The 15,166-nt window shown below is 60.5% G+C and carries 15 protein-coding genes; 8 read left to right on the forward strand and 7 right to left on the reverse strand.

Annotated elements, in window-relative coordinates:
- Positions 1-82 precede the first annotated feature (82 nt).
- From CO657_RS14145 to CO657_RS14160, 4 genes are all read left to right on the forward strand, one after another.
- Entirely contained in the window at positions 83-2,431 is a 2,349-nt protein-coding gene (locus CO657_RS14145) for an EAL domain-containing protein (RefSeq protein WP_054182575.1), read from the forward strand.
- 16 nt (positions 2,432-2,447) lie between these two features.
- The gene (locus tag CO657_RS14150; protein WP_041671750.1) at positions 2,448-3,161 is read left to right on the forward strand and encodes a substrate-binding periplasmic protein; all 714 of its coding nucleotides are present in this window, start codon (positions 2,448-2,450) and stop codon (positions 3,159-3,161) included.
- 89 nt (positions 3,162-3,250) lie between these two features.
- A complete protein-coding gene (gene pth / locus CO657_RS14155; protein WP_003593077.1) occupies positions 3,251-3,982 on the forward strand; it encodes an aminoacyl-tRNA hydrolase in 732 nt (243 codons plus the stop codon).
- The gene (locus CO657_RS14160; RefSeq protein ID WP_054182574.1) at positions 3,979-4,440 is read left to right on the forward strand and encodes a GNAT family N-acetyltransferase; all 462 of its coding nucleotides are present in this window, start codon (positions 3,979-3,981) and stop codon (positions 4,438-4,440) included. The genes pth and CO657_RS14160 overlap by 4 nt, the downstream gene beginning before the upstream one ends.
- Before the next feature lie 58 nt (positions 4,441-4,498).
- Here the strand turns inward: CO657_RS14160 and clpS are convergent, their stop codons facing one another.
- Positions 4,499-4,810, reverse strand: coding sequence for an ATP-dependent Clp protease adapter ClpS (clpS, locus tag CO657_RS14165; protein ID WP_054182573.1), 312 nt, complete (start codon positions 4,808-4,810; stop codon positions 4,499-4,501).
- A 324-nt stretch (positions 4,811-5,134) separates the two neighbouring features.
- On the opposite strand from clpS, the gene ychF reads away from it, so the two are divergent.
- The gene (gene ychF, locus CO657_RS14170; protein ID WP_003593074.1) at positions 5,135-6,238 is read left to right on the forward strand and encodes a redox-regulated ATPase YchF; all 1,104 of its coding nucleotides are present in this window, start codon (positions 5,135-5,137) and stop codon (positions 6,236-6,238) included.
- Positions 6,239-6,256: 18 nt separating this feature from the next.
- On the opposite strand, the gene CO657_RS14175 is transcribed toward ychF, so the two are convergent.
- Positions 6,257-7,339 carry a hypothetical protein gene (locus CO657_RS14175; protein WP_054182572.1) on the reverse strand — a complete coding sequence of 361 codons (1,083 nt, stop codon included), beginning with the start codon at positions 7,337-7,339 and terminating at the stop codon, positions 6,257-6,259.
- A 194-nt stretch (positions 7,340-7,533) separates the two neighbouring features.
- Here CO657_RS14175 and CO657_RS14180 point away from each other — a divergent pair, with 194 nt between their 5' ends.
- Together CO657_RS14180 and CO657_RS14185 are read left to right on the forward strand one after the other, a co-directional pair.
- Entirely contained in the window at positions 7,534-7,998 is a 465-nt protein-coding gene (locus CO657_RS14180; protein WP_054182571.1) for a MaoC family dehydratase, read from the forward strand.
- Complete coding sequence (locus tag CO657_RS14185; RefSeq protein WP_054182570.1) at positions 7,995-8,462, forward strand: MaoC family dehydratase; 468 nt, start codon at positions 7,995-7,997, stop codon at positions 8,460-8,462. Before CO657_RS14180 ends, CO657_RS14185 begins: the two co-directional genes overlap by 4 nt.
- A 23-nt stretch (positions 8,463-8,485) precedes the next feature.
- Here the strand turns inward: CO657_RS14185 and CO657_RS14190 are convergent, their stop codons facing one another.
- The 4 genes from CO657_RS14190 to petA all read right to left on the reverse strand — a co-directional run bounded on the left by CO657_RS14190 (position 8,486) and on the right by petA (position 12,002).
- Positions 8,486-9,031 carry an adenine phosphoribosyltransferase gene (locus tag CO657_RS14190; protein ID WP_054182569.1) on the reverse strand — a complete coding sequence of 182 codons (546 nt, stop codon included), beginning with the start codon at positions 9,029-9,031 and terminating at the stop codon, positions 8,486-8,488.
- A 187-nt stretch (positions 9,032-9,218) separates the two neighbouring features.
- Entirely contained in the window at positions 9,219-10,103 is an 885-nt protein-coding gene (locus tag CO657_RS14195; RefSeq protein WP_054182568.1) for a cytochrome c1, read from the reverse strand.
- Between the two features lie 25 nt (positions 10,104-10,128).
- Positions 10,129-11,409 carry a cytochrome b gene (locus tag CO657_RS14200; protein WP_003593064.1) on the reverse strand — a complete coding sequence of 427 codons (1,281 nt, stop codon included), beginning with the start codon at positions 11,407-11,409 and terminating at the stop codon, positions 10,129-10,131.
- Positions 11,410-11,423: 14 nt separating this feature from the next.
- Complete coding sequence (gene petA / locus CO657_RS14205) at positions 11,424-12,002, reverse strand: ubiquinol-cytochrome c reductase iron-sulfur subunit (protein WP_003593062.1); 579 nt, start codon at positions 12,000-12,002, stop codon at positions 11,424-11,426.
- Positions 12,003-12,287: 285 nt separating this feature from the next.
- On the opposite strand from petA, the gene CO657_RS14210 reads away from it, so the two are divergent.
- Entirely contained in the window at positions 12,288-13,220 is a 933-nt protein-coding gene (locus CO657_RS14210) for an endonuclease/exonuclease/phosphatase family protein (protein WP_054182567.1), read from the forward strand.
- Here the strand turns inward: CO657_RS14210 and CO657_RS14215 are convergent.
- Positions 13,176-15,089, reverse strand: a complete 1,914-nt coding sequence (locus CO657_RS14215; protein WP_012558508.1) for an ABC transporter ATP-binding protein — start codon at positions 15,087-15,089, stop codon at positions 13,176-13,178. The genes CO657_RS14210 and CO657_RS14215 overlap by 45 nt on opposite strands.
- Between the last annotated feature and the right edge of the window lie 77 nt (positions 15,090-15,166).

Genomic DNA, 15,166 nt, shown 5'->3' on the forward strand with positions numbered 1-15,166 from the left:
AAGCATGCTTCGTCAGCTGCAAAGAAGCCCGCCTTAGCGCGCGACAGCAGATAAGGGTCGGCCTGGGGGAGTAGACGGAACCATGAACAATTCCGTTGAGAACAGATTTTTTGGAATTGTTTGCGGAGCGCTGCTCGTTTTTGTCGCTCCCCTCTTTGTTCTCTTCCTTTTTCTTTCCTCGGAACGGGCCGACAAGGAAATACGCGATCACATTTCCGTTCTCCTTGTCGCCAATGCCCAGGCGCTGGCAAAGCCACTCTGGGACCTCGATGAGGAGAGTGTCACCCAGATCAGCGCGACGGTCGTTTCCCAGGGCGCCATCGTCAAGGTCGAGGTGCGTGATCAGTCGGGCCAGCTCGACATCAGTCAGTCCACCATTCCGCGCTCCTTCGACGGCAAGCTCGTGCAGGTGTCGCGCGCCATCATCTACAACACCGTCGACGGTCCGAAGAACCTCGGCAGCATCAGCGTCTACTATCCCGCGCTCGGTTTGTTTTCCGGCCTGAAGCAGGAAGAGGTCGTCTTCATCTCGATCTTCATCTTCGCGGTTCTGGCGGTTTTCGGCACCGCGCTGATCGGCAACCGGTTCTTCGTCATCCAGCCGCTGATGCGGCTGACGGCCGCGATCGAGGCCACCCGGCAGCTCGGCTCCCGCCACCATGTCGACTGGCAGTCGAACGACGAGATGGGACGGCTTGCCCGCAGCTTCAACGAGATGCAGACAAAGCTCGAAAGCGAGGAGAAGGAGCTGAAGTTCGCCCATCGCCGCGCCACCGACATCTATAATCTGACGCCCGCCATGCTTTTTTCGCTCGACGAGGAAGACCGTATCACCGCCGTCAGCGATTACTGGCTGCTTGCCACAGGTTATAACCGCGCCGCCGTCATCGGCCGCAACTTCGCCGATCTCGTGACATCGACCACCCGCGACAAGTTCAAGCGCCGCCAGGCGGAAAGCGGCATTGCTGTCACCGTCAAGTTCGTCTGCCTGGACGGCCGCACCATGGACGTCCTCATCATGGAGTCGGAGGCGGAAGCCGGCGCTCACGACCGCCTCTCGCTGTCGGTCATGACCGATGTGACCGAACTCAAGGCATCCGAGGACCGCAACCACCGCCAGGCGATCACCGATCACCTGACCGGGTTGCTCAATCGCCAGGGCTTCGAAGCCGTACTCGACAACAAGATCGCCGCCGCCGACGCGGCCGGCCAGGAGCTCGCCTGCCTCTTCGTCGATCTCGATCGCTTCAAGTGGATCAACGACAATATGGGCCATGCCGCCGGCGACATGGCGCTGATCGAGCTCGTCGAGCGCCTGAAGACCTACCTCGCTCCCTCCGATGAGGCGGCCCGTCTCGGCGGCGACGAATTTGCCATCCTGCTGCCGGCGAAGGATGCCGAAAAACGCGCCAGGATGATGTGCGAGCAGATCGCCTCGATCTTCGAAACGCCGTTTGCCCCCGACATGCATCTGAGTGCTTCCGTCGGCATCGCCATTTATCCGCATCATGCCGCAACCGCCGCCGAACTGCTGCAGAAATCGGATCTGGCAATGTATGCCAAGAAACGCGACGGCAAGAATGGCGCGCAGCTTTTCGACAACGCCATGCTCGACCGTGCCCGCAGCCGCGCCGAGATCGAGCCCAATATCGAATCCGGCCTCGTCGACAACTGGTTCGAGGCCTTCCTGCAGCCGATCGTCAATCTGAACGGCCGCGGTATTGCCGGTTTCGAAGCCCTGATGCGCCTCAATCATCCGCAGAAAGGCTTGATGCCGCCGGCCGAGATCATCAGCGTTGCCGAGGAGACAGGAAAAATCGTCCGCGTCGGCAATGTCATCATGGAAAAGGCGATCGCCAATCTCGCGAAGATCTCCCGCATATCCGGCATGCAGGATAGCTATCTCGCCATCAACTTCTCGCCCCTGCAGTTCGAGCCGGCGCTGCCGGCCCGGCTTGCCGCCATCGTCGGTCACCATGGCATCCATCCAGAGCGCATTGTTGTCGAGATCACCGAAGCCGTGCTGATGCACGACAATCCGCAGATCCGCATGATCGTCACCGAGCTTCGCCGCTTCGGCTGCCGTATCGCGCTCGATGATTTCGGCACCGGCTATTCGTCGCTGAGTTACCTCAACCGCTTCCCTGTCGACATCATCAAGATCGACCAGTCCTTCACCCGCGCGATCAATGATGGTGACGACGACGTGCGCCAGAAGAGCCGCATGCTGATCGAAGGCATTACCACGCTCTCTCATAAGATGAACTGCACCGTCATCGCCGAGGGTATCGAAACCGAAGAGGAATGCCGCACGCTCCATCAGATGGGGCTTGATTATGGCCAGGGTTACCTCTTCCATCGTCCGAAACACGCAGCCGTACTCATCGAGGAACTGATGGCCTCGGAATCGGCCGTCGCCCGCGCCTCATGAACAAGGAGATGAGATAATGAAAAAGCTCCTGCTTCTCGCATGCCTGGCGCTGCCCTGCGCCGCGCATGCGCAAACAGTGACTTTCACCACGGAGGATTACGCCCCCTTCAATTATCGCGACGGCAAGGAGATCAAAGGCGCGACCGTCGAGCAGGTCGAAAAGGTGATGGCCGCGATCGGCGTCGACTACACGATCGAGATCATGCCCTGGGCACGCGCCTTCGGCCTCGCCCGCACCGCGCCGATGACCTGCGTCTTCGCGACCGCTCACAACAGCGCACGCGACCCACTGTTTAAATGGGTGGAGCCGCTGCTGATCGACCGCAACATCCTGATTACCCGCAAAGGCTCGGGCGTCACCGCCAGCAATCTGGACGAGGCGAAGAAATATACGATCGGCACGCAGCGCGAGGATTATACCGAGACGATCTTGAAGGAGAAGGGCTTCACCAAGCTCGATGTCGCCAGCGATTTCAACGCGACGCTGCGCAAGCTGCTCGGCGGGCGCATCGACATGATGCCGATCTCAGAACTTTATTTCGAAAAGCTGAAGGCCGACCAGCCGGTGGAAATGGTGACCGTGCTGTCCGCCCAACCGATGAGCATTGCCTGCGAGAAGAGCTTTCCGGACGATCTGCGCGCCAGAATGCAGGCGGCCCTCGACAAGCTGATCGCCGATGGCGACCAGAAGCAGATCTTCCAGAAATACGGCATGAACCTCTCGGAGTGACGCGGCCGGCGGGCTTGCCCTTTCCGCTTGACTTTGCTCTCGTTTCCGGGTGGTGAACGTGGGCAAAAGTTAAGCGAGGACGACAGGCCATGCTGATCATCGCGGGTCTCGGCAATCCCGGCGGCAAATACGCCGGCAACCGCCACAATATCGGCTTTATGGCCGTCGACGCCATTCATCGGCGCCACAGCTTTTCACCCTGGTCGAAAAAGTTCAGGGCCGAGATCGCCGAGGGCGAGCTCGGCGGCGAGAAGGTTCTGTTGATCAAGCCGCAGACTTTCATGAACCTCTCCGGCGAGGCCGTCGGCGAAGCGATGCGCTTCTACAAGCTCCAGCCCGCCGATCTTGTCGCGATCTATGACGAGCTCGACCTTCCCGCGGGCAAGGCACGGCTGAAGACCGGCGGCGGCCATGGCGGCCATAACGGCATCAAGTCACTGGACGCCCATTGCGGCAAGGAGTACCGGCGGCTGCGCCTCGGCATCGGGCACCCCGGCATCAAGGAAATGGTGCAGAACCACGTGCTCGGCGATTTCGCCAAGGCTGACAAGGCTTGGCTGGAGCCGCTTCTCGATACGCTCGCCGACAATGCCGACATGCTGGTGCGAAACGAGGATTCGCAGCTGATGAACAAGATCGCGCTGGCACTCGGCGGCAAGGCCGAGGAGGAGAAGCCGCGGAAGGACAACAAGACGACCGAAAAGAAGCCGGCCGGCCAGTCGCATATACACCAGGCGCGCAATCACAATCAGCCGAAGGTGCTGGCCACCGGCCCGATGGCCGATATTCTGAAGAAGATGTTCGGCAACAAGGGGGAATGAGGCCGGTGCCGGATCAGAACATCGCCATCCGTCCGGCCGCCGCCGGCGATCTTCCCGGGCTGACCACCCTCTACCAGAATTTGAACCCGGCCGATCCGGTTCTCGACAAGGCCGTGGCCGAAGAGCTGTTCTCCACCGTCCTCGCCCAGCCCGGCATGACCGTATTCATTGGCTTTGCCGGCGATATCCCCGCAGCAACTGCCACCTTGATCGTCGTGCCGAACCTGACGCGCAACGGCGCCTCCTATGCGTTGATTGAAAACGTCGTCACCCACGCCGATCACCGCCAGCGTGGTTATGCCGGCGCGGTCATCAGTCACGCAGTGACTGAGGCTTGGAAGGCCGGCTGTTACAAGGTGATGCTGCTCACCGGCTCGAAGAACCCGGCGACGCTGCGCTTCTACGAAAATTGTGGTTTCGTGCGGGATAAGACCGGTTTTCAGATCTGCCGGCCCTAGAGCATGATGTCATGAGAAAACCGCTCACACTTTTCGGCATCATGCTCTGAAGCAGAACCTATTCCTCCGGCTCTGTCGTGAACATCAGCGGAAAGCCCATCTCCTTGGCGAGATCGATGCCCTCCTTGGCCTTGGTCTCGGCGATGTCCCTGGCGCAGACCACGACCACGCAGGAGCCGAGCTTATGGGCGGTCATCATCACCCGATGGCCGGTCTCCTCGCTCATGCGGAAGACGGCCTTCAGGATCACGATGACGAACTCACGCGGGGTATAGTCGTCATTGACGAGGATGACCTTGTAAAGCTTCGGCTTGTCCAGCTTCGGCTTCACCTTGGTCTTCGGTTTCAGGGCAACGTCATTGTCACTCATCGGAAAATCCACCCGTCGATGACATGGTCAGGAATCTTCAAAACAACTAATCATTGTCGATGACGAATTTTCGACGGTCCACGGTCGCTGCCTCCACCAATCAGGAGGAAAAGCCCGCTGGCTTGAGACCGGCACGGCTATTGCGGCCAGGCAAGAGCAATCTGACAAAATCCGCAATGCATCGAAACCGAAATCGCCCTCCAAAATAGGCCGCCACCGTTCCGTGAGCAAGTGAGCAACGCTAAAAGCTCGCTAAGACTTGACCACATTGCTCCTTTATCCCATAGGCACCAGCAAGAAATTCAAGAACAGCAGGTTTTAGCCATGGGCTTCAAATGCGGCATCGTCGGTCTGCCGAACGTCGGCAAATCGACCCTCTTCAACGCGCTCACCAAGACGGCGGCCGCACAGGCGGCGAACTATCCCTTCTGCACCATCGAGCCGAACACCGGTGAAGTCGCCGTGCCCGATCCGCGCATGCGCAAGCTTGCCGACATCGCCAAGTCGAAAGAACTGATCCCGACCCGCATCTCCTTCGTCGACATCGCCGGCCTGGTGCGCGGCGCCTCGAAGGGTGAAGGCCTCGGCAACCAGTTCCTTGCCAATATCCGTGAAGTCGACGCCATCGTGCATGTGCTGCGTTGCTTTGAAGACAGCGACATCACCCATGTCGAGGGCCGCATCAATCCCGTCGCCGATGCCGAGACCATCGAGACCGAGCTGATGCTCGCAGACCTCGAAAGCCTCGAGCGCCGCACCGAGCAGACGCGCAAGCGCGCCACCAGCAAGGACAAGGAATCGATGGCGATGCTGCCGATCATGGAAGCGTCGCTGAAATTGCTCAACGAAGGCAAGCCGGTGCGCACGCTGCTGTCGACGCTGGATGCCGAGGAAATCGCCATCCTCAAGGGTCTCAATCTCCTGACCTCGCATCCGGTGCTCTATGTCTGCAACGTCGCCGAGGCCGAGGCTTCGACCGGCAACGAATTCACCGAGGCCGTCGCCGTCATGGCTCGGGAACAGGGTGCCGAAACCGTCGTCATCTCGGCGGCGATCGAGGCCGAGGTCGCTCAGCTTCCCGAGGATGAGGCCAAGGAATTCCTCTCCGCCCTCGACCTTGACGAAGCAGGCCTCGACCGGCTGATCCGCGCCGGATACAAGCTGCTCCACCTCATCACCTATTTCACCGTCGGCCCAAAGGAAACGCGTGCCTGGACGATCGAGCGCGGTACCAAGGCGCCGCAGGCCGCCGGCGTCATCCATTCGGATTTCGAGCGCGGCTTCATCCGCGCCAACACCATCGCCTATGACGATTACATCAAATACAACGGCGAAGTCGGCGCCAAGGATGCCGGCAAGGCGCGTGACGAAGGTAAGGAATACGTCGTCCAGGACGGCGACGTCATCCACTTCCGTTTCAATACCTGATGCGAACAGGCTGCCGCCTCAACCCGGCGGCAGCCTGTTTGCAATTGCCGGCGGCAGTGCGCGTAGCACCAGCCGACGAAGCGGCATCCAACCGGTGCCGATGATCAATACGATCGCGCCGACGACGATCAGCGTCGTGAAGATGTAGGTGTCGACCGTAGCGCTTCCCTGCCTGAAGACGCTGAAGATCGCGACGCCGAGCGACAGCAGCCCCGAGGTCACGAAGGCGCGCCGGTCGATGATGAGACCGATCAACATCAGCGCCGCCACCGTCGCGACGACCGCGGGTGTCCGCGACGACATGTTCCCGACGTCGAAGATACGGACGCCTTCCCCGAACGACAGCAGAAAAACGGTGCTGTAGAGCAGCGCCGGCGCGGCGCCGAGATGCAGCCAGAAAGCAATATCCGAACGCGTTGTCCGCCGCAGCCGGTCGCCGAGATCGAAATAAATTGCCATTGCAAACAGTCCGAGCGCACAGACGAGGGAGACCAGCGCCAGCGCGACGGGATGATCGAGGAAAAACGCCGGATTGCCGCTTGCCCACTGCACCAGCCGCAAAAGCAGAGTGAGGACAAAGGCAAGAACCGACATGATGGCGAGCGCCAGCGACAGCGGTACGCGATAGCGGACATAATAGGCGACGAGAATGATCGGGAAACCGGCAACGAACTGCGTCGCCTCCGCTCCGAAGGATTGGGAAGTCGGCGTCCACGGCGGGAAGAAATGCGACATCAGCAGACATGTCCAGCAAAACAGCGCGATCGTCAGGCTGACGGCCGGCAAAGCGAGCCGCTGGCGGCGCACCAGGATTTCCGAAAGCACGATGATGGCAGGCGCCACGGCATAAAGTGCAGCAAGCCCCCAGAGGCCGCCGAGCGCAACGATAACGCCGATGGTGATCAGCACATCGTGGAACCCTCGCACGAAACGTGGCGTCTCGGTGTCTGACCAGGCGTCTCCCTCAACCGCCCTTATGGGCTGAGGTCCGACAACGGCCACACCGCGTTCGCTCAGGAACGGCAAAAGCCGTCCGCCCGCCTCCGGCGAAATCAGCCCCTGGCGCGCCGCCTCGTCGAGTATCGACCTCAGTTCCGTCATGCCGGTTTATCTCCCCGGAATCATTGAGCCCGCACGGATGCTATTGTAAGCAATAGAGCATGATGCCGAAAAGTGTGAGCGGTTTTCGGGCGACATCATGCTCTAACTCTTTAATGTAGAACAGGATTCAGATTTTAGGCTGACCCAGCCCAAAATCATCCTGTTCTAGGCGCTGCATATGGCGGGAGAAGCGAATGCCGGCAGAAAAGCTTACCTTCGAGGATTTTGAGCCCGGTCGACGCTTCGCCCTCGGCCCGAAGCTGGTGCTCGCCGAGGAGATCATCGAATTCGCACAGGAATTCGATCCGCAGCCGATGCATCTCGACGAGGCTGCCGGCCGCGCCAGCATTCTCGGCGGCCTCGCCGCCTCCGGCTGGCATACCTCCTCGATGCTGATGCGCATGATGGCCGACAGCTATATCCTGAACGCGCTCTGTGAGGGCGCGCCGGGCATCGACCTGATGGAATGGCGAAAGCCGGTGCTTTCAGGGGACACGCTGCAGGGTCACTCGACCGTGCTTGAAGCCCGGCCGATGCGCTCGCGCCCCGGCATGGGCATCGCCAAGTTCCGCCACGAGGTAGAAAACCAGCGCGGCGAACTCGTCTGCCTCTCGGAAAATTCGGTCATGATCCGCATGCGCCCGGAGATTGCAGCATGAGAATGTCCGAACTTTACCCCATCGGTGAAAAGGCCGAAATCGGCAGCTACACCTTCACCGAGGAAAACATCATCCGCTTCGCCGAGCGCTACGATCCGCAGCGTTTTCACGTCGACAAGGCAGCAGCCAAGGATACCCTCTTCGGCGGCCTTTGCGCTTCGGGCTGGCACACCACCGCCGCCTGGATGCGGACCTTCCTTGCCTTCTGGAAAAGCCAGAGCGTCGCGCTTATGCAAAGGGGCCTGAAGGCGCCGAACCTCGGCCCTTCGCCGGGCTTCCAGAAACTGCAATGGCTGCGGCCGATCTTCCCGGGCGACGTCGTGACCTATTCCGTCGCGCTGCTCTCCAGCCGGCCCCTCGCATCCCGGCCGGGCTGGCACCTCAACACCATTCTCTGCGAGGGCGTCAATCAGAACGGCGAAGCCGTCATGCGCTTCGAAAGCGGCGTGCTGGAATTCGACTGACGCCGCCGGCATCGGATATGGGCTTAGTGCCCGGAGAATTCGACCAGCGTGTGCACGTTGACGCCGAGCTCTTCCAGCTTCTTGCGGCCGCCGAGATCCGGCAGATCGATGACGAAGCAGGCTCCGACCACCTCAGCACCGATCTGGCGCAGCAGCTTGGTGGCACCCACGGCCGTACCGCCGGTGGCGATCAGGTCATCGACAAGGATCACCTTCTCGCCGGGCTGCACCGCATCGCGATGCATCTCCATCTCGTCGACGCCATATTCCAGGCTGTAGGCGATGCGCACGGTCTCATGCGGCAGCTTGCCCTTCTTCCGGATCGGCACGAAGCCGGAGGAAAGCTGATGCGCCACCGCGCCGCCGAGAATGAAGCCGCGTGCCTCCATGCCGGCAATCTTGTCGATCTTCGTGCCCGCATAGGGCTGCACGAGTTCATCGACCGCCCGGCGGAAAGCCCGGGGGTTGCCGAGCAATGTGGTGATGTCGCGGAAGATGATGCCGGGCTTGGGATAGTCGGGAATGGAGCGGATGCTGGCTGCGAGTTCCGAAGTCGTATTCTTGTCCATGGAAAGTCCGTATCTGCGAGCGCATGAAACCAGAGCACGATGCCGAAAAGTGCGAGCGGTTTTCGGACGACATCATGCTCGAACCATTAGTTTGGAACAGGATGGCCGCACCCTATCAATTGCCAGGGGCGGAACCAACAAAAAAGGCGGCCCTCAAGCCGCCTTTCAAAATTCAGGCAAGGAGCGCTCAATGCTCCTTGTTGGCGTAGACCGAGCGCTTCGTCAGATAGATCAGCACCGTGAAGATCGCCAGGAAGACCATGACCATGAAACCGGTGCGCTTGCGCTCCTCGAGATGCGGCTCGGCGGCCCACATCAGGAAGGAGGAAACGTCCTTGGAATACTGGTCGACGGTCTGCGGCGCGCCGTCATCATAAGTCACCTGGCCGTCCGAGAGCGGCTTCGGCATGGCGAGGACGGAGGCGGCATGGAAATACGGGTTGTAATGTCCGCCCTGCGGCACCTGGAAACCGGCCGGCGGCTCTTCATAGCCGGTCAGCAGCGCGTGGATATAATCCGGGCCGTTCTCCTGATACTGCGTGAAGATGTCGAAGACGAATTGCGGGAAGCCGCGCTCGACTTCGCGGGCCTTGGCGATCAGCGAAAAGTCAGGCGGAGCCGCGCCGTTGTTGGAAGCCGCAGCCGCCTCCGCATTGGCGAAAGGCGCCGGGAAGTGGTCGGAAGGGACCGCCTTGCGGGTAAACATCTCGCCGGCCGCGTTCGGCCCGTCCTGGACTTCGTAATTCGCAGCGAAAGCCTTCACCTGCGCCTCGTTATAGCCGAGCTCGTCGAGCATGCGGAAAGGCACGAGGTTCATCGAATGGCAGGCGGAACAGACTTCGGTGTAGACCTTGAGGCCGCGCTGAAGCTGAGCCTTGTCGTAATGGCCGAACGGACCGGCGAAAGTCCATTCCTCCTCCTTCGGCTCCTTCAGCGGATAGTGCGGCGTCGCACCTTCCTCATGATGGGCGGGTGCTGCTCCATTGGCGGGCGTCGCTTCCTGGGCCAAGGCTGCGCTGCCGAGAACGGCAGCGACTGCGAGCGAAAGAATGCTTGCAACAAGCGTTTTCATATTTCTGTTTCCTTCCGCCGCTCGCTTACGCATTGGCCGCTGCATTGGCAGCAACTGTCTTGTTGCGCTTTTCGAGCACCGCTTCGGTGATCGAGTTCGGTATGCGGCGCGGTGTTTCCACCAGGCCAAGAACTGGCATCGCGACCAGGAAGAAAGCAAAGTAGAGAAGCGTGCAGATCTGCGAAATCGTGGTGAACAAGCCTTCCGCCGGTTGCGAGCCGAGCCAGCCGAGGATGATCGCATTGATCACGAACAGCCAGAAGAACAGCTTGTACCAGGGACGGTAGACGGCCGAGCGGACCTTGGAGGTGTCGAGCCAGGGCAGGAAGAACAGCACGATGATCGCGCCGAACATGACGAGCACGCCACCGAGCTTGGAGTCGATGGGGCCGACGTTGAAGGTGATCGAGCGCAGCATCGCGTAGAACGGCAGGAAGTACCATTCCGGAACGATGTGGGCCGGCGTCTTCAACGGGTCTGCCGGGATGTAGTTGTCGGCATGGCCGAGGAAGTTCGGCAGGTAGAAGACGAAATAGGCATAGACCAGCAGGAAGACGGAGACGCCGAGCGCATCCTTCATCGTCGCATAAGGCGTGAAACGCACCGTGTCCGTCTTCGTCTTGACCTCGATGCCGGTCGGGTTCGTCTGGCCGGTGACGTGCAGCGCCCAGATGTGCAGAACGACGACGCCGGCGATCATGAAGGGCAGCAGGTAGTGCAGCGAGAAGAAGCGGTTCAGCGTCGGCTGATCGACGGCGAAGCCGCCAAGCAGGAACTGCTGGATCCATTCGCCGACCAGCGGAAAGGCCGAGAAGAAGCCGGTAATGACGGTCGCGCCCCAGAAGGACATCTGCCCCCAGGGCAGAACATAGCCCATGAAGCCGGTCGCCATCATCAGGAGGTAGATGACGACGCCGAGGATCCAGAGGATTTCGCGCGGCGCCTTGTAGGAACCGTAATAGAGGCCGCGGGCAATGTGCAGGTAAACGGCGACGAAGAAGAAGGAAGCGCCGTTGGCATGCATATAGCGCAGCAGCCAGCCGTGGTTGACGTCACGCATGATCTTTTCAACAGAGTTGAAGGCCAGCGACGTGTCGGCGGCATAATGCATGGCGAGCGTAACGCCCGTCAGGATCTGTACGATCAGCATGACGGCGAGCATGGCGCCGAAGGTATAGGCATAGTTCAGGTTTCTCGGAACCGGATATGCAATGAAGCTGTCATAGACCATGCGCGGCAAAGGCAGGCGCGCATCGACCCATTTCTCAAGGCCGGTTGATGGCTCGTAGCTGGAATGGCCACTCATTAATCAGTCTCCCCTCAACCGATCTTGATCTTGGTATCGGATATAAATGAAAAGGTCGGAATCGCCAGATTCTGCGGCGCAGGACCCTTACGGATGCGGCCGGCCGTATCGTAGACCGAGCCATGGCAGGGACAGAACCAACCATTATATTCGCCGGCCTGGCCGAGCGGAACGCAGCCGAGATGGGTGCAGGTGCCGACCATGACGATCCAGTTTTCTTTGTCCTTGCCGCCTGAACGGTCAACGCCCGTTGCCTGAGCCTCCGGCGGCAGGTTGGCATTGCGGGCGACCGGATCCTTGAGATCCGCCAGCGGAACATCGGCGGCGGCCTTCACTTCTTCAGGCGTACGGTTACGAATGAAGATCGGCTTGCCGCGCCACTTGACCGTCAGTGACATGCCGGGCTCGAGGCTCGCAACATCGACTTCGATGGAGGCCAGTGCCAGCGTCGACGCATCCGGCCGCATCTGGTCGACGAACGGCCAGGCAACCGCGACGGCGCCGACAGCGCCCGCCATACCAGTGGTGAGATAAAGGAAATCACGGCGAGTAGGCTCTGTCGAAGCCTCGCTTGTCGTTACGTGTTCGCTCACGGCCTAACCATCCTCTGCGCAATTATTGCGGAATTCCGCCCTGCCCCCTCTGCCGGCGAATCGATCTGGACACAATTCGGCCATAGATTCCCCGGCAATCCGGCGCGTTCTAAGCTTGATCGCAAATTATGTCCAGCCTTGGCAAGGGGACGAGGGCACAATGTCGCGGGAATTTCCGATGAATTTTTTAAGGCAAACACGAGCTTGCCCCCATGTTGCATTGCAACAAAAAAGCTACCGTGATAGGCGCAGTCGCAACGACGCCATCGAGCTGGACCGGAGCGGATGAGAGACACGATTTTTTGCGTATTCAGCGTTCTCACGACCCTTGTTCTCACCATCATCTCATTGCGTTACGTCAAAGATTTCTATCTGCTTTCCTTCTTTTACAGCTTCCAGGTCCATCTGGCGGCAGCAGCAGCGGCAGCGTCCGTCGCAGCCTTTCTCATCAAGCGGCACTGGTATGCGTTGCTGACGCTCGGCGTGTCGCTGATCCTTGCCGTCCATGGCGTGGTGATGGCGCGGGAGTTCGCCGAGCCGGCAGTCGATCAAAACCGTCCGGCCCTCTTCAAGCTCATGTCCTTCAATATCGAGAATGATAATTTCGCCAACGGCGGCGATATCGCCGACATGGTGATCGCCTCAGGCGCCGACGTCGTCAGCATCCTGGAGGCCGAGCCGCTACTGTCGGAACTGCCTCGGCTCTTGAAGACTTACCCCTATTACATCGGCTGCGGTGTCGGCATGCAGGAATGCGACACGCTGGTGCTGTCGAAGCGCCCGCTCATCGAACCCCGCATCCGCAACCTCGGGCTGCTCTGGCGCAACCGGCTGACGATCTCGACGATCGATTTCGACGGCCAGAAGGTCAATTTCCTCGCCGCGCACCTGACCAAGCCATATTACGACGAATTCCACGGCCTGGAAATCGAAGATCTCGCCGAGATTATTCCGTCCCTACCGGGGCCGCTCGTCCTTGCCGGCGATTTCAACACGTCGATTCTGGCGCCCGACGTGCAGTATCTGATGCGCAGCCAGGGGCTTGGCACGGTCTCGCTGGAACCGGCGACCTGGCCGATCGCGGCAGGCGCCTTCGGCATTCCGATCGATCACGTCTTCAGCCGGGCGCCTCTACGGCTGAAGTCGGTCCGCCGGATCGAGAACAGCTTCGGTTCAAATCATTTTGGCCTCATGGCGGAATTCGCCGTCGACCCTTGAGACCGCATCCTCGTCCGCCGCGAGGAAGCCGCCGGACTGGCGCGCCCAGAGCTCGGCATAGAGCCCGCCGCGACGAAGCAATTGATCGTGGCTGCCCTCCTCGATGATGCGGCCGAGATCGACGACGATCAGCCGGTCCAGCGCTGCAATCGTCGACAGCCGATGGGCGATCGCAAGCACGGTCTTGCCCTCCATGATCCGGTGGAGATTGGACTGGATCGCTTCCTCCACTTCCGAATCGAGCGCCGACGTCGCTTCGTCGAGGACGAGGATCGGCGCGTCCTTCAGCATGACGCGGGCAATGGCGATGCGCTGCCGCTGCCCGCCTGACAGTTTAACGCCGCGTTCGCCGACATGCGCATCGAAACCTCTGCGCCCCTGCTGATCCTGCAGGCGTTCGATGAAATCTATGGCTTCGGCGCGCCGGGCTGCCTCGACCAACCGCTCCTCACCGGCATCCGGCCGCCCGAACAGGATATTGTCGCGCACCGAACGATGCAGCAGCGAGGTGTCCTGGCTGACGACGCCGATCTGCATTCTGAGCGATTCCTGCGTCACGGCTGCAATATCCTGGCCGTCGATGAGAATACGGCCGTCCTGAATGTCGTAGAGACGCAGCAGCAGGTTCATCAGCGTCGATTTCCCCGCGCCCGAACGGCCGACGATCCCGACCTTTTCGCCAGGGTGGATTGTCAGGGAGAAATTCTCGACGACCGGCAGGTGACCCTTGCCGTAGCGGAACGAAACATTGTCGAAACGGATGCCGGGCTGGCGGATCACCAGGCTCTTCGCATCGGCCCGATCGACCAGCCCCAGAGGCTGGGAGATCAACTCGGCGGCGTTCTGGATGGTGCCGAGATTGCGCATGATGCCATTGAACTGCGTCATCAACCGACCGAGCAAGAAATTCAGCCTGAGCACCAGCGCCAGCGAGAAGGCCACGGCTCCGGAGCTCACCATGCCGCGCAGCCAGAGATCAACGCTCAGCCCCGCCATCGTTACGATCATCAGGCCGGAGAGCAGCGCCATCGAGGCCCTGACGCCGGTGATGAAACGGGTGAAGCGCAGCACCGTATCCTGATAGATATCGAAGCCCTGCCGCATATAGCGGTCGCTTTCCTCGTCGCGGGCAAACAGTTTCAGCGTCTGCATATTGCTGTAGGAATCGACCATCCGCCCGTTCAGCATCGATCCGGCCTCCGCCGTTTCGCGGGAATGCTGGCGGATCCTCGGAACGAAGTGGCGGGCAAGCAGGCTGAAGGCGCCAAGCCAGAACAGCACGACGGCGGCGAGAGAAAAATCCAGCCTCGCGACGAGCACGAGCGTCGTCACCGCATAAATGCCGACGAACCAGACGCTTTCCATCAGCGAGGTGACGAGATCCCCGGTCGCCTGCCCGGCCGACCAGACCTTGGTAACGATGCGCCCGGAGAAATCGCTCTGGAAGAACGATAAAGACTGCCTCGAGACATGGAGATAGGATTGCCAACGTGCTAGATTATAGAAGCCCGGCGTGATCACCTGCTGATCGACGAGCGCGATCAGGAAGGCGACGACGAAACGCACGAGCCCGATGAGAGCGAGCATGCCGAACAGTTCGCCGCCATGGGCCGCCAGAAGACCGCTCCAGCCGGCGCCGGGCGTGATACTGCCGAGGATATCGACCAGCCGGCCGACGAACCAGAAAAGTGCCGCCTCGATTGCCGCCGATGTGCCGCCGAGAACGAGCATGGCGACGAAGGGCATCTTCGCCTGGCCGATATAGAACCGGATGAATCCGAGCGTTGAGCCCGGCGGCTGAAGGTTGGCGCGCGGACGGAACGGATCGATCCAGGTTTCGAACAGGCGAAGGATGGGGCGCAGGAACATGGAAGCGATATAGGCGGATTGGGAGGAGCGGCAAAGGGAATGAAAAGCGGACTCAACCTTATATTTTGGTAATGATC

It is taken from the genome of Rhizobium acidisoli (assembly GCF_002531755.2).
Classification (GTDB): Bacteria; Pseudomonadota; Alphaproteobacteria; order Rhizobiales; family Rhizobiaceae; genus Rhizobium; species Rhizobium acidisoli.

Bases quoted from the DNA above. Each gene is read 5' to 3' on its own strand.
- CO657_RS14145 (WP_054182575.1), top strand. From the start codon at position 83: ATGAACAATTCCGTTGAGAACAGATTTTTTGGAATTGTTTGCGGAGCG.
- CO657_RS14150 (WP_041671750.1), top strand. From the start codon at position 2,448: ATGAAAAAGCTCCTGCTTCTCGCATGCCTGGCGCTGCCCTGCGCCGCG.
- pth (WP_003593077.1), top strand. From the start codon at position 3,251: ATGCTGATCATCGCGGGTCTCGGCAATCCCGGCGGCAAATACGCCGGC.
- CO657_RS14160 (WP_054182574.1), top strand. From the start codon at position 3,979: ATGAGGCCGGTGCCGGATCAGAACATCGCCATCCGTCCGGCCGCCGCC.
- clpS (WP_054182573.1), bottom strand. From the start codon at position 4,810: ATGAGTGACAATGACGTTGCCCTGAAACCGAAGACCAAGGTGAAGCCG.
- ychF (WP_003593074.1), top strand. From the start codon at position 5,135: ATGGGCTTCAAATGCGGCATCGTCGGTCTGCCGAACGTCGGCAAATCG.
- CO657_RS14175 (WP_054182572.1), bottom strand. From the start codon at position 7,339: ATGACGGAACTGAGGTCGATACTCGACGAGGCGGCGCGCCAGGGGCTG.
- CO657_RS14180 (WP_054182571.1), top strand. From the start codon at position 7,534: ATGCCGGCAGAAAAGCTTACCTTCGAGGATTTTGAGCCCGGTCGACGC.
- CO657_RS14185 (WP_054182570.1), top strand. From the start codon at position 7,995: ATGAGAATGTCCGAACTTTACCCCATCGGTGAAAAGGCCGAAATCGGC.
- CO657_RS14190 (WP_054182569.1), bottom strand. From the start codon at position 9,031: ATGGACAAGAATACGACTTCGGAACTCGCAGCCAGCATCCGCTCCATT.
- CO657_RS14195 (WP_054182568.1), bottom strand. From the start codon at position 10,103: ATGAAAACGCTTGTTGCAAGCATTCTTTCGCTCGCAGTCGCTGCCGTT.
- CO657_RS14200 (WP_003593064.1), bottom strand. From the start codon at position 11,409: ATGAGTGGCCATTCCAGCTACGAGCCATCAACCGGCCTTGAGAAATGG.
- CO657_RS14210 (WP_054182567.1), top strand. From the start codon at position 12,288: ATGAGAGACACGATTTTTTGCGTATTCAGCGTTCTCACGACCCTTGTT.
- CO657_RS14215 (WP_012558508.1), bottom strand. From the start codon at position 15,089: ATGTTCCTGCGCCCCATCCTTCGCCTGTTCGAAACCTGGATCGATCCG.